At 70.7% G+C, this 12,956-nt stretch carries 15 protein-coding genes; 6 read left to right on the top strand and 9 right to left on the bottom strand.

All coding sequences use genetic code 11. The features are described from left to right. The first annotated feature begins 16 nt into the window (after positions 1-16). The gene (gene def / locus WMF31_RS19030; protein WP_129348109.1) at positions 17-529 is read left to right on the top strand and encodes a peptide deformylase; all 513 of its coding nucleotides are present in this window, start codon (positions 17-19) and stop codon (positions 527-529) included. A gap of 84 nt (positions 530-613) precedes the next feature. Here the strand turns inward: def and ribD are convergent, their stop codons facing one another. The 9 genes from ribD to WMF31_RS18985 all read right to left on the bottom strand — a co-directional run bounded on the left by ribD (position 614) and on the right by WMF31_RS18985 (position 7,905). Next, on the bottom strand, positions 614-1,759 hold the full coding sequence (ribD, locus tag WMF31_RS19025) for a bifunctional diaminohydroxyphosphoribosylaminopyrimidine deaminase/5-amino-6-(5-phosphoribosylamino)uracil reductase RibD (protein WP_436603311.1): 1,146 nt from the start codon (positions 1,757-1,759) through the stop codon (positions 614-616). Positions 1,760-1,775: 16 nt separating this feature from the next. After that, positions 1,776-2,237, bottom strand: a complete 462-nt coding sequence (gene nrdR / locus WMF31_RS19020) for a transcriptional regulator NrdR (protein ID WP_129348111.1) — start codon at positions 2,235-2,237, stop codon at positions 1,776-1,778. Between the two features lie 24 nt (positions 2,238-2,261). Further along, a complete protein-coding gene (fabF, locus tag WMF31_RS19015; protein ID WP_436603310.1) occupies positions 2,262-3,506 on the bottom strand; it encodes a beta-ketoacyl-ACP synthase II in 1,245 nt (414 codons plus the stop codon). A 128-nt stretch (positions 3,507-3,634) separates the two neighbouring features. Next, a complete protein-coding gene (acpP, locus tag WMF31_RS19010; RefSeq protein WP_436603309.1) occupies positions 3,635-3,883 on the bottom strand; it encodes an acyl carrier protein in 249 nt (82 codons plus the stop codon). 146 nt (positions 3,884-4,029) lie between these two features. Further along, entirely contained in the window at positions 4,030-4,776 is a 747-nt protein-coding gene (gene fabG, locus WMF31_RS19005; RefSeq protein ID WP_436603308.1) for a 3-oxoacyl-ACP reductase FabG, read from the bottom strand. Positions 4,777-4,782: 6 nt separating this feature from the next. Further along, complete coding sequence (gene fabD / locus WMF31_RS19000; protein WP_436603307.1) at positions 4,783-5,724, bottom strand: ACP S-malonyltransferase; 942 nt, start codon at positions 5,722-5,724, stop codon at positions 4,783-4,785. A 163-nt stretch (positions 5,725-5,887) separates the two neighbouring features. Further along, complete coding sequence (locus tag WMF31_RS18995; protein WP_436603306.1) at positions 5,888-6,883, bottom strand: beta-ketoacyl-ACP synthase III; 996 nt, start codon at positions 6,881-6,883, stop codon at positions 5,888-5,890. A 94-nt stretch (positions 6,884-6,977) separates the two neighbouring features. Then, the gene (rpmF, locus tag WMF31_RS18990) at positions 6,978-7,172 is read right to left on the bottom strand and encodes a 50S ribosomal protein L32 (protein WP_129348117.1); all 195 of its coding nucleotides are present in this window, start codon (positions 7,170-7,172) and stop codon (positions 6,978-6,980) included. A gap of 4 nt (positions 7,173-7,176) precedes the next feature. Further along, positions 7,177-7,905 (bottom strand): YceD family protein, encoded by a 729-nt coding sequence (locus WMF31_RS18985; protein WP_436603305.1) that lies wholly within the window; start codon positions 7,903-7,905, stop codon positions 7,177-7,179. Positions 7,906-8,202: 297 nt separating this feature from the next. Between WMF31_RS18985 and WMF31_RS18980 the strand changes: the two genes are divergently transcribed. From WMF31_RS18980 to WMF31_RS18960, 5 genes are all read left to right on the top strand, one after another. Then, a complete protein-coding gene (locus WMF31_RS18980) occupies positions 8,203-9,537 on the top strand; it encodes a hypothetical protein (protein ID WP_436603304.1) in 1,335 nt (444 codons plus the stop codon). A gap of 192 nt (positions 9,538-9,729) precedes the next feature. Next, positions 9,730-10,308: a bifunctional pyr operon transcriptional regulator/uracil phosphoribosyltransferase PyrR gene (pyrR, locus tag WMF31_RS18975; RefSeq protein ID WP_436603303.1), complete on the top strand. Its 579-nt coding sequence runs from the start codon at positions 9,730-9,732 to the stop codon at positions 10,306-10,308. Further along, positions 10,305-11,270 carry an aspartate carbamoyltransferase catalytic subunit gene (locus WMF31_RS18970; protein ID WP_436603302.1) on the top strand — a complete coding sequence of 322 codons (966 nt, stop codon included), beginning with the start codon at positions 10,305-10,307 and terminating at the stop codon, positions 11,268-11,270. The genes pyrR and WMF31_RS18970 overlap by 4 nt, the downstream gene beginning before the upstream one ends. 154 nt (positions 11,271-11,424) lie before the next feature. After that, positions 11,425-12,399: an NAD(+) synthase gene (gene nadE, locus WMF31_RS18965; RefSeq protein ID WP_436603301.1), complete on the top strand. Its 975-nt coding sequence runs from the start codon at positions 11,425-11,427 to the stop codon at positions 12,397-12,399. A gap of 291 nt (positions 12,400-12,690) precedes the next feature. Further along, positions 12,691-12,951: an acyl carrier protein gene (locus WMF31_RS18960; protein WP_436603300.1), complete on the top strand. Its 261-nt coding sequence runs from the start codon at positions 12,691-12,693 to the stop codon at positions 12,949-12,951. Positions 12,952-12,956: the final 5 nt, after the last annotated feature.

Below are 12,956 nucleotides of genomic sequence, written 5' to 3'. Positions count from 1 at the left end.
ATGCTGTTCGACAGCCATGGCCATCCGCACCATTCTCCACTATCCCGACCCGCGCCTGCGCCAGAAGGCGCGGCCGGTCGGCGACATCACCCCCGAAATCACGAAGCTTATCGACGACATGGCCGAGACCATGTACGCGGCGCCCGGCGTTGGCCTCGCGGCCACGCAGATCGGGGAGCCGCACCGCATCTTCCTCGTAGACATCGCCGCCGAGAACGAGCCGAGCAACCTCCTCGTGTTCATCAACCCCGAGATCGTCCGGCAGGACGGGCAGCAGGTTGGCCCCGAAGGGTGCCTGTCGTTCCCCGGCATCAGCGAGGAGATCAAGCGCGCCGAGCGCGTCAGCGTCCGCGCCCGCGGGCGTGACGGCGCGACGTTCGAGCTCACGGCCGACGGCCTGCTCGCCGTGGCCATCCAGCACGAGCTCGATCACCTGGACGGCGTGCTGATGATCGACCGGATGGGCACGCTCAAGAAGCGCATCGTCCACCGGAAGATGCAGAAGCGGGGCGCAGAGGCGGCGACCTGACCGCCTCGCTCGCCTGGTCCGCTGCGCGCCGGGGAGAGAGCCGCGGGGCGCAGCGGCGGCGGGCTGACCGCCTCACCCGGCCGGTCAGCTGCGCGCCGGGAAGGCGAGCGGGCCGCTGACGTACGCGTCGCGACCGCAGAGCTCCCAGCGCGGATCGACGATCCGGGGCGCGTCCCCTGGCGTGTCCGGGCCCGCCCAGTCGACCGCACCGGGTCGGCCGCGGGGCCCGAGCAGGATCGGGGCGACGAAGGCGTGCAGCTCGTCCGGCAGGCGCGACGCGAGCAGGCTGCCGGCGAGCTCAGCGCCCCCCTCGACGAGGATGGAGACGATCCCCTGCGAGGCGCAGAGGCGCATCGCGGCCGTCACGTCGACCCGGCCCTCGGCCGAGGTCGGCGCCCGCAGGACGACGCAGCCCGCGTCGACGAGCACCTGCTCCGCGGCCTCGGGCGCGTCGGCGCCCGTGAGCACCCAGGTCGGCACCTCGCGCGCCGTCTGCGCCAGCCGGGTGTGGAGCGGCAGCCGGAGCCGCGTGTCGAAGACGAGCCGGATGGGGCTCCGCCCGCCGGGCGGGAGGCCGGCCTCGCGCAGCGTGAGGCGAGGGTCGTCGGCGAGGGCGGTGCCGATCCCGATCGCCACCGCGTCGTGCCGCGAGCGGAGCTCCTGCACCTTCGCGCGGGCCTCCGGGCCGGTGACCCACTTCGAGGCGCCCGTGCGGGTCGCGATGCGGCCGTCCAGCGAGAGGGCGAGCTTGAGCGAAATGTGAGGGATGCCCGTCGTGATGAACTTGGTCCAGGGCGCGATCAGCGCGCGGGCCTCCGCGCCGGCGACGCCGACCTCGACGGCCAGCCCGGCATCGCTGAGCCGCTGCGCCCCGCCGCCGACCACCGCGGGGTTCGGGTCCGGCGCGCCGATGACGACCCGCTTGATGCCAGCGCTCAGCACCGCGTCCACGCAGGGCGGGGTGCGCCCCTCGTGGTTGCAGGGCTCGAGGGTCACGTAGAGCGTTCCGCCCCGCGCCACCTCCCCGGCGGCCGCGAGCGCCAGCCCCTCCGCGTGCTCTTCGCCCGCGCGCGCGTGGTGGGCGACGGCGACGACCTCCCCCGCCGTGTTCACCACCACCGCGCCGACCGGGGGGTTCGGCGACGGCATCGCCTTGTGCGCCTCCTCGATGGCCAGGTGCATCATCGAGGCGTCGAAGTCGGGATCTGGGTTGGGGGGCTTCGCGGACATCGAAGTGCCGGATCTACTAGGGCGCCTTGGCCTTCACAAGCTTGCCAAGCTCGACCATGAACTGGTCGATGTCCCGAAAGGAACGATAGACGCTGGCGAACCGGACATAGGCGACCTCATCCAGGGTGCGCAGGTGGTTCATGACCCGCTCGCCGAGCTCGGTCGACACGATCTCCCGCCGCTCGGACTCCTGCACCTCGCGCTCGATGGCGTCGGCGATGGCCTCGATCTGGTCGGTCGACACGGGCCGCTTGTTGCAGGCCATCCGGAGCCCACGCACGAGCTTCTGCCGATCGAACGTCTCGCGCCGGCCGTCCTTCTTGACGACCGTCGGCAGGATGTCCTCGACGCGCTCGTAGGTGGTGAACCGCCGCTCGCACGAGGCGCACTCACGACGTCGACGGATCACCTCGCCGGCGCCGCCAGCCCGGGAGTCGATGACCCGGTCTTCGAGATGGCCGCAGAACGGGCACTTCATCGAGCCATCCAGCGCAAGGCGCGGTCAGCCGTCGAAGCGGGAGAGGACGAGCGACACGTTCGTCCCGCCGAAGCCGAAGGAGTTCGACATCACGTGCGTCAGGCGACGCTCGCGGGACTTGAACGGCACGTAGTCGAGCGTGCATTCGGGATCGGGATCGTCCAGGTTGAGCGTCGGCGGCACCGCTCCGTGGTGCAGCGCGAGCGCGCAGATCGCCGCCTCGACGCCGCCAGCGCCCCCGAGGAGGTGGCCCATCGCCGACTTGGTCGAGCTCACCCAGAGGCGCTTCGACGCCGCGTGATCGCCAAAGATCTTGAGGATGGCCCGGGTCTCCTCGATGTCCCCCTGCGGGGTCGAGGTGCCGTGGGCGTTGATGTAGTCGATCGCGTCGGGCGCGAGCCGGGCGTCGTCGAGCGCCATCTTCATCGCCCGCTGCGCGCCAGCGCCCTCGGGCGCCGGCTTCGTGATGTGGTACGCGTCGCACGAGGCGCCGTACCCCACGACCTCCGCGTAGATCTTCGCGCCGCGCTTCTTCGCGTGGGAGAGCGACTCGAGCAGCAGCGACCCGGCGCCCTCGGCGCAGACGAAGCCGTCGCGCCCCTTGTCCCAGGGGCGGCTCGCCCGCTCCGGCTCCTCGTTGCGCCGCGAGAGGGCGAACATAGCGCTGAAGCCGCCGATGCCGAGGCCGGTGATCGTCGCCTCGGCGCCGCCCGTGAGCATGATGTGCGAGCGCCCGCGGCGGATCCACTCGAACGCCTCGCCGAGCGAGTGCCCGCTCGACGAGCACGCGCTCGTGTTGCAGTAGCTCGCCCCGCGCAGATCGAGCGCCATCGCGACCTGCCCCGCGGCGAGGTTGGCGATGACGGTCGGGATGAAGTAGGGGCTGACCTTCTGGGGGCCCTTCTCGTGCAGCGTGATCGAGTGCTGGTACAGGAACTCGAGACCGCCGAGGCCGACGCCGATGAAGGTGCCGCACTGATCGCGATCCTCCTCGGTGAGCTCGATCCCCGCGTCCTTCATGCACATCTGCGAGGCGGCGACGGAGAGCTGGGCGAAGCGGCCCATCTCCTTGACCTTCTTCTTCGGAATGTACTCTTCCGGGACGAACCCCTTCACCTCGCCGGCGATGCGAGCCGGGAACGAGCTCGCGTCGAAGAGGGTGATGGGTCCGATGCCGGACTGACCAGCCAGCAGCGACTGCCAGGTGGCCTGCGTTCCGATGCCGTTGGGCGTGACGAGCCCGATGCCGGTAATGACAACGCGTTCCATGGCTCTTCTTGCCCTAGCGCCACCACGGAGGCGAGGACTCGTGCATCGACGAAGAGCGACCCCTCCGTCGACTCACGCGTCCCTCGCACCTCCATGGTGACGCCGCGTCCGGTAGGGCGGTTGGGACGCTACTTCTTGGTGTGCCTTTCGATGTAATCGATCGCATCCTGGACACTGCGGATCTTCTCCGTGTCCTCGTCCGGAATGTCGATCTCGAACGCTTCCTCGAATGCGAGGACAAGCTCCACCAGGCCCAGCGAATCGGCGCCCAGATCGTCGATGAACGTCGCTTCAGGCTTGATGTCCTTCTCGTCGACGTCGAGCTGCTCTTTGATGATCCGCTTCACTTCGGCCGTGATGTCGCGACCTTCAGCCATGGTATTCCTCCCGGGAAAACGGACCTCCTAGTAGCCCATCACCACCAGCGTTGCACCATCGAATTACCTGCGACCGCTTTTTTCATGACCGTCTGGTTTGCCGCCGACCGTGGACCCGGCCCGCCGAGGCCCGGCGCCCGCGCGGATCAGACGTACATGCCGCCGTTGACGCGGAGCGTCTCCCCCGTGACGTAGCTCGCCTCGTCCGAGCACAGGAATGAGATCGCCGCGGCGACCTCCTCGGGCCGCCCCGTACGACCGAGCGGGATCATCCTGGTCAAGCCCTCTTTCATCTCCGCGCCGATGGTGGTCGTCATGTCGGTGTCGATGAAGCCGGGCGCCACGGCGTTGACCGTGATGCCGCGCCCCGCGTACTCACGCGCGAGCGACCTCGTCACGCCGAGCAGGGCCGCCTTCGTGGCGGCGTACGCCGCCTGGCCGACGTTGCCCATCTCCGCCACGACGCTGGAGAGGAACACGATGCGGCCGGTGCGCGCGCGCATCATGACCTTCGTCGCGGCGCGGGCGCACGCGATCGCGCCCTTGACGTTCACCGCGAAGAGCCGATCGAGGTCCTCCTCCTTGATCCGGAGCAGCAGACCGTCGATCGCGATCCCCGCGTTCGCGACGAGGATGTCGAGCCGGCCCAGGCGCTTCGCCGCCTCGGCGATGGCCGCCTCGGTGGCCGCGAGGTCCGCGACGTCGAAGCCGAGCGCCTCGGCCTTGCCCCCGCGCGCCGTGATCGCCTCGACCAGCGCGCGCGCCTCGGCCTCTCCTCGCACGTAGTTGACGATCACGTGCGCCCCTCGCGCCGCGAGCGCCTCCGACGCAGCCCGCCCGATCCCCCGCGATCCACCCGTGACGATCGCAACTTTGCCCGTAAGGTCGAACATCGATGCCTATGCCTCCGAAAGGAACGCGCTCACGCGCTCAATCCCCGCCATGTCGCTCACGTTGAGCACCTTGATCTGCTTCGTGATCCGCTTCACCAGCCCCGCGAGCACCTTGCCCGGACCGAGCTCCAGGGCGTGCGTCACGCCGTCCGCCGCCATGCGCTCGATCGTTTGCGTCCACTGCACCGTCCCGTCGACCTGCCGCAGGAGCAGCGAACGCACCCGCTCCGGGTCGGAGTTCGGCGCGGCGTCGACGTTCGCGATCACCGGGAACGCGAGCGGCCTGAGCGGCGTGCGCTCGAGCTCGGGGCGCAGGCGCTCGGCGGCGGGCCGCATCAGCGCGCAGTGGAAGGGCGCGCTCACCTTCAGCGCGATGGCCTTGCCGCCGCGGGCGACGGCGAGCTCGCCCGCCCGCGCGACCGCGCGGTTGTGCCCAGCGATCACGATCTGGCCCGGCCCGTTGTAGTTGGCCGGCGACACCACGTCGCCCTGCGCCGCCTCCGCGCAGATGGCGAGCACCGCGTCCTGATCGAGCCCGACGAGCGCCGACATGGCCCCCTCGCCCGCGGGCACGGCCTCCTGCATCGCGCTGCCGCGGATACGGCAGAGCCTCACCGCCTCCTCGACCTCGAGCGCCCCCGCGGCCACGAGCGCGCTGTACTCGCCGAGCGAGTGGCCCGCCGCGTAGAGCGGCGGATCGAGGTTGGGCAGATGCTCGATGAGCGCCGCGGCCACGGCGCAGCTCGTGGCGACGATGGCGGGCTGGGTGTTGCTCGTCAGCGTCAGCGCCTCGATCGGCCCTTCGAAGCAGAGCCGTGAGATCGGCTCGCCGAGCGCGGCGTCCGCCCGCGCGAACACGCCGCGCGCCGCCGGCGAGACCTCCGCGAGCGCCTTGCCCATCCCCACCTCTTGCGCCCCTTGCCCCGGAAACAGCCAAGCGATCTTCACGTTGCCCTCATTTCCAAGCGGAGGAGGCGGACGTCGTCCGTCCTCGAACTACGTCACGAGGCCGGCTCGCGCCGGTCCCCACCCAAGCGAACGTACCCGGCAAGCCCGGCCGCAGAGACGCGCAGATCTCGAGCTCCACGTCGTCGCGCGCGCACGATACCGTTCACATCCGAACGACGGATGCGCCCCAGGAGATGCCTGCGCCCAGCGCGCAGAAGAGTACGTTGTGGCCCGGCTTGATGCGCCCGTCGCGGACTGCCTCGTCGAGGGCGATCGGGATGGAGGCGCTCGAGGTGTTGCCGTACTCCTCGATGTTCAGCACGAACTTCTCGAGCGGGAGGCTGAGCCGAGCGGCGACCTGGCTGAGGATCCGCAGGTTCGCCTGGTGCGCGACGACCCAGTCGAGATCGGCAGCCGTCATGCCTGCCCTCTCGAGCGCGATCAGCGAGGCGCTGGACAGGTTCTTCACGGCGACCTTGAAGATGTCTTGCCCCACCATGTGGACCTTGTTGCGGCTCTGCTCGATGCCCTCGACCGTGAGCGGCTCGGCCGTGCCGCCGCCCGGGATGACCAGCGAGCTCGCGAGCGCGCCGTCGCTGAAGATCCCCGTCGAGACGATGCCCCTGCCGTCGCCGGAAGCAGGCCCGAGCACGACCGCGCCAGCGCCGTCGCCAAAGAGGACGCACGTCGTGCGGTCCTTCCAGTTGAGGATGCGCGACAGCAGCTCGACCCCGATGACGAGGACGTGGCAGGCCGCGCCGTTGGTGATGAATTGGTCGGCGATCGTGAGCCCGTAGACGAACCCGGCGCACGCCGCCGAGATGTCGAACGCCGGGATCTCCCCGGCGCCGAGCTTCTGCTGCACGTGCACCGCGCAGGCGGGGATCGGGCTGTCGCCGCTGATCGTCCCGACGATGATCATGTCGAGGTCAGCGGCCGAGATGCCCGCCGCCGCCAGGGCCGAGCGGCCGGCAGCGGCGGCCATGTCGCTCGTGAGCTCTCCGTCGGCGGCGATGTGGCGCCGGCGGATCCCGGTTCGCTCGCTGATCCAGCTGTCGGAGGTGTCGACGATCTTCTCGAGATCGGTGTTGTGCAGGACTCGAGCGGGCGTGTAGCGGCCCGTCCCGAGGATGCGGCTCCTCGGCTGCGTGGCGATCATACGACGGACCGCCGCCCGGCAGCGTGGGTCAGCGCCGCGCCTGGGGGCGCGGGCGCCGCGTCCCGATGCGCCGGCCTCCGCGCCCCCGCCCCGGTCATGATGCCGCGGTCGCCTTCGTCGGCTTCGCCTTGCGCCCGTTGTAGTGACCGCAGGCGCCGCAAGCGCGATGCGGGAGCCGGGCTTCCCCGCAGTTCTCGCAGGAGACGAGCTGGACGGGGATCACCTTGTCGTGGTTGGCGCGCCGCATGTCGCGCTTGCTGGGGGTGGTTTTCCTCTTGGGGACGGCCACGGAGCTACTCCTTCTTGGTCTTCTTCTTCGGTGTCCCGGCCTTGGCCGGGGGGGTCGAGGCAGGCTGCGCGCGCTTGCCAGAGGCGACGGCCTTCTGTCCAAGCTTGTCTCGAAGCGCGCTGAGCGGCGCGAGCCGCGGGTCGAGGCCTGGGGCAGCCTCTTCGTCCTCCACCGCCCCGCTGACGAGGTTCGAGGAGCCGCCATCGCGGTCCTCTCGGGACGCGGCAGGACCGATACCCGGGCAAGCCTCCGAGCACAAGGGGAAGTTCGGCATCTCGAGGAGAATGGCTTCCCGGATGAAGGGATCGAGGATCACCGTCTCGCCGTCGTAGGTGTCGACGTCCGCCTCCTCGGCCGTAAACTCGTACTCGGGCTCCTTGACCTTGCCCCCTGCCTTCGCCGCTCCGTTGCGGGCGCCGTCATCCCGCCGGTGGCCGTGCACGTGGCCCTCGGCCTTGGGAGCCGGGCGCAGCAGGAGCGAGAGCTCGGCGTCGATCTCCAGCGGCGCGGGGGCGAGGCAGCGCGCGCAGGGGGTGGCGACGGGCGCCTTGACGCGACCGCGGACCACGATCTCGTTGCCGGATCGCGAGAGGCGGGCGGCGAGATGGCCCGGCGCGACCGCGGTGACGGACGCATCCGACAGCTCTGCGTTCAACCAGTCGGTCGGCAACGGCACGTCCAGCGAGAGGCCGGACATGTCGATGTCATTGGCGGAGACGGCAACCTGGGACATGGGTTCAGGGCGGTGAAAGCGGAGCGTTTAGCGCGGGGTGCGTTGGCTCGCAAGACCGAGCTACGGCCCACCGCCGCGGCGGGTGCTTCTTTAGTACACTTTACATCTCGCTCCTGTTGCTCGCCGTGCTCGCGTTCTCGCGCTTTTACGTTTCACGCGTCGCGCGCGCGACGCGGGCGGCCGATGGCCACCGCGATCCCGATCGCCGCGGCGGGCTCGTCGGCTGGGCGTCGGGTCCGGGTGGAGAGCCTCCCCGGCCGCCGTCGTGGCCGGGTCGCATGGTAGCGTCGCCCGCGCATGGACCGCACCGCCACGCCCGAGGCCCCTGCCGCAGGCGCGCCCGATCCCAGGCTGGACCCCTCCGGGGAAGGACGGCGAGCCCGCCGGCGCGCGGTCCTCGCGCTCGCCCTCTACGCGCTGACCACGCTCGTTTACGCGGTCACGTCGTCCCGCGAGATCTTCTCCGCCCACACGCCGTTCAACCACCATGCCCTGCTCGCGCAGGCGTGGCTCGACGGTCGCCTCGACCTCGGCGGACCGCCGCCGGCCTACGCCGGCGGCAACGACTTCGCCGTGTTCGGCGGCCGCACCTACGTCAGCTTCCCCCCCTTCCCCGCTGTCCTCATCGCGCCGGTCGTCCTGCTCGCCGGCGGCGCCGAGCGCGTGCGCGATGGGCAGTTCTTCCTCGCGTTCGCCGGGATCGGCCCGGCCGTCCTCTTCCTCGCGCTGGAGAAGCTCTCGGCGTCGCGCCGCAGCCGGCGCACGCAGATCGAGAACGCCGCGCTCGCGCTGCTCTTCGCGTTCGGGAGCGTGTACTGGTTCACCGCGGTGCAGGGGACGGTGTGGTTCGCGGCGCACGTGATCGGCGTCGCCCTCGCCTGCATCTATCTCTACTGCGCGCTCGACGCCGCCCACCCGCTCGCGGCCGGCCTCGCGATCGGCCTCGGGTTCGCTACCCGCACGCCGCTCGGCTTCGCCGTGCCGCTGTTCCTCCACGAGGCGCTCCGCGCTGGCCGGCCGGACCCGCGCACCATCGGTCGCCGGCTCCTCCTGTTCGCCGCGCCCGCGGCCCTCGTGCTGGCGGCGCTGCTCTGGCACAACCACGCTCGGTTCGGCGACGCGACCGAGTTCGGGCACCGCCACCTCCACATCGCCTGGCGCGCGCGGATCGACAGGTGGGGGCTCTTCTCGTACCACTACCTGCCGCGCAACCTCGCGGTGGTGCTCACCAGCCTGCCGTTCTCGCCCACGCAGGGCGCGCCCTTCCAGATCAACGCCCACGGGCTCGCGCTCTGGGTGACCACGCCGATCTACGCGTGGGCGCTCTGGCCCCGGCGCACGACGCCCGTGTTCTGGGCGCTCGCCGCCACCGCGGCCGCCGTCGCGCTGCCGAGCCTGCTCTACCAGAACACCGGCTGGATCCAGTTCGGTTACCGCTTCTCCAACGACTTCGCCCCGTTTCTCTTCGCCATGATCGCCGCCTCCGGCCGCCGCTTCGGCGCGCCGTTCTACGCCCTGGGCGCGGCCGCGATTGTCGTGAACGGCTTCGGCGCGCTCACGTTCCAGCGCGCGGGCTTCGAGCGGTTCTATTTCCTCGATCGGACCCAGCGCATCCTCCACCAGCCCGACTGAGCGCGCAGGCGCCAAGCCGGCTGAGCGCGCAGGCGCGGCGGCTCGCCTCCCCGCGGCCGCGCCGCTCGCGCAGCTCCCCTCCGGCAGGACCCGCGGCGCGGGGCGCTCCCGCGCGGCGCGCCGGATGATCCAGCCCTCGCCGCACGCGGCCCTTGGGTGCACGGCGCCTCCTGTGCTAGCCCTCGCCGCGCCATGGAAGCTCTGCTCGACCCGGCCGCCATCCGGCGCGGCCTGCAGCGCGTCGCGCTCCAGATCGCCGAGCGCGGCCGCGGCGTGGAGGATCTGGCGCTCGTCGGGATCCGGCGTGGCGGCGAGCCGCTCGCGAAGCGGCTCGCCGCGCTGCTCCTCGAGATCGAGGGGCACGCGCCGCCCGTCGGCGCCGTCGACATCACGCTGTACCGGGACGACGCCGCGACCGCGCTGCCCAACCCGCGCATCGGCCCGAGCCACATCAACTTCCCCGTCGAGGGCCGGCGCATCGTGCTCATCGACGACGTGGTCTACACGGGCCGCACGATCCGGGCGGCGCTCGACGCGGTGCTCGACTACGGGCGGCCGCGGCGGATCGAGCTCGTCGCGCTCGTCGATCGCGGCGGCAGGGAGCTGCCGATCCACCCGGATTACGTCGTCCGCGCGGTCGAGCTCGCGCCCGATCAGCGGGTCGACGTGGTCGAGCGCGCGGGCGAGCTGTGGGCCCTCGTCGCCGCCGCCGGCGAGCCGGCGTCGGAGCCCCCCTCTCGCCCAGAAGGGACACAGACCAGCGCATCATGAGGAGGATTTACCCGCACCGACACCTGCTCGGCATCGAGGGGCTCTCGCGGCCCGAGATCATGGCCGTCCTCGACGCGGCCGAATCGCTCTTCGAGGTCTCCCGGCGGAGCGTGCGCAAGGTGCCCACGCTCCGCGGCAAGACGATCGTGAACCTGTTCTACGAGCCCTCGACGCGCACGCGCACGTCGTTCGAGCTCGCGGGCAAGCGGCTCAGCGCCGACGTCATCAACATCAGCGTGTCCACCTCGAGCGCCGTCAAGGGAGAGACGCTGCTCGACACGGTGCAGAACCTCCAGGCGATGCAGCCGGACGTCCTCGTCATCCGGCACAGCGCCTCGGGCGCGCCGCACCACGTCGCCGCGCACACGCGCGCCGCGGTCGTGAACGCGGGCGACGGCATGCACGAGCACCCGACGCAAGCGCTTCTCGACGCGTTCACGATCCGGCGCGCCAAGGGCCGGCTGGAAGGGCTGGAGGTCGCGATCTGCGGCGACATCGTCCACAGCCGCGTGGCCCGCTCGAACGCGCACTTGCTCACGACGATGGGCGCGCGGGTCCGCTTCGCCGGTCCGCGCACGCTGCTCCCCGTCGCGGGCGAGTCGCTCGGCGTGATCCTCTACGATCGGCTCGAGCCCGCCATCGAGGGGGCGGACGTCGTGATGATGCTGCGGGTCCAGCGCGAGCGGCTGAGCGGCAGCTTCCTGCCCAGCACGCGCGAGTACAGCCGCACCTTCGGGCTCAACCCGGCCCGGCTCGCGCTCGCCAAGCCGGACGCGATCGTGATGCACCCTGGGCCGATGAACCGCGGCGTGGAGATCGATCCGCGGGTCGCCGACGGCAAGCAGAGCGTGATCCTCGACCAGGTCGAGGCCGGGGTCGCGGTCAGGATGGCCGTGCTCTGGATCCTCGCCGCGGAGGCCCACGAGCTCTCCGCGACCGGCGAGCCTCGACCCGCGGTCTGACGCTGGCGCGGGCGGCGGTCGGGCGAACCGCCCTGGTCATCACGACCCGCGACGTCGCTCGCGAGGCCGCGCACCTCCCTGCCCGCGAACGGGGTTCCCTGCCGCCCGCCGTTTCTATACGCTGGCCCATCTCCTTGAAAGGTGGATGCCAGCCATGTTTTCGCGAGACGTCCTCAGGATCGATGCCCCGGCGGTAGCGCACGAGATCGAGCAGGCCATCCGGGATCAGGTGTTCGGCGCGCTGCGGCGGCGCGGCGCCGTGGTCGGGATCTCGGGCGGGATCGACAGCTCCGTGGTCTCGACGCTGTGTGTCCGCGCGCTCGGGAAGGACAAGGTGCTCGGCCTCTTCATGCCCGAGCGCGACACCTCCGACGACGCGCTCCGGCTCGGCAAGCAGCTCGCCGAGCAGCTCGGCATCGAGGCGATCGTCGAGAACATCAAGCCCGCGCTGACCGGCCTGCGCTGCTACGAGCGCCAGGACGAGGCGATCCGGATGGTGTTCCCGGACTACAGCGAGAGCTGGAAGTTCAAGATCACGCTCCCCTCGATCCTCGAGGGCGATCGGCTGAACGTCTCGCAGCTGACGGCGCAGCCGCCCGGTGAGGAGCCGCGGGTGAAGCGGATGCCCCTGAACGCCTACTTGCAGCTCGTCGCGGCGACGAACTTCAAGCAGCGTATCCGCAAGATGATGGAGTACTACCACGCCGATCGGCTCAATTACGCCGTCGCCGGCACGCCGAACCTGCTCGAGTACGATCAGGGCTTCTTCGTGAAGCAGGGCGACGGCGCCGCGGATTTCAAGCCGATCGCGCACCTGTACAAGACCCAGGTGTACGCGCTGGCCGAGTACATCGGCGTCCCTGCCGACATCCGCCGGCGCGCGCCGACGACCGACACGTTCTCGCTTCCGCAGGGGCAGGACGAGTTCTATTTCGCCCTCCCCTACGACAAGATGGACCTCTGCCTCTACGCCTACAACCACAAGGTGCCGGCCAGGGAGGCGGCCCCGGCCGTCGGCATCACGCCGGAGCAGGTCGAGCGCGTGTACAAGGACATCGAGGCGAAGCGCCGCGTGGCGCAGTACCTCCACGCGCAGCCGCTGCTCGTGCGGGGCCAGGAGCACGCCTGATCCAGAGCGCCTCTCGCGGCGCACCGCTCCCCGGCGTGGCGAGCGACACGACATCGCGCGGGCGAGAGGAGACCTCACACAGGACCGGAACGACCTCGGGGTCCTCGAGGAGGACTCAGCGCTCAGGAAGAGGACGAATCGCGTCGTTCACCGCGGCGGCGGGCAGAGCCCCGCCGCGCTACGCCGCGGCCTGCGCGATACGCGATGCGGGCCGGACACCGCGCCAAGGTCGTGCCGCCGAGTGCCCTCGACAGGAAAGGCCGGGGGGTGATAGACGTGAATGCTAACTCCATGAGCACCTCCAGCATCGAGTCGACGATTCGCAATTTCCTTGTCACCTCGTTCGGATACAGGGGTGCCACCGCCGATCTGGGGGCCGAGGTTCCCCTGCTCGATCAGGGGATCCTGGATTCGACGGCCGTCCTCGAGATCGTCCAGTTCTTCGAGCAGGAGCTCGGGATCCAGGTCGCCGACGAGGAGATGGTGCCCGAGAATTTCGGCTCGATCGCCCGGCTCGTGGCCTACGTCAACGCGAAGAAGAGCAACAACTAGCCCGA

It is taken from the genome of Sorangium sp. So ce1036 (genome assembly GCF_051369805.1).
Taxonomy (GTDB): domain Bacteria; phylum Myxococcota_A; class Polyangia; order Polyangiales; family Polyangiaceae; genus Sorangium; species Sorangium cellulosum_F.
This window is presented reverse-complemented; position numbering and strand designations above follow the sequence as displayed.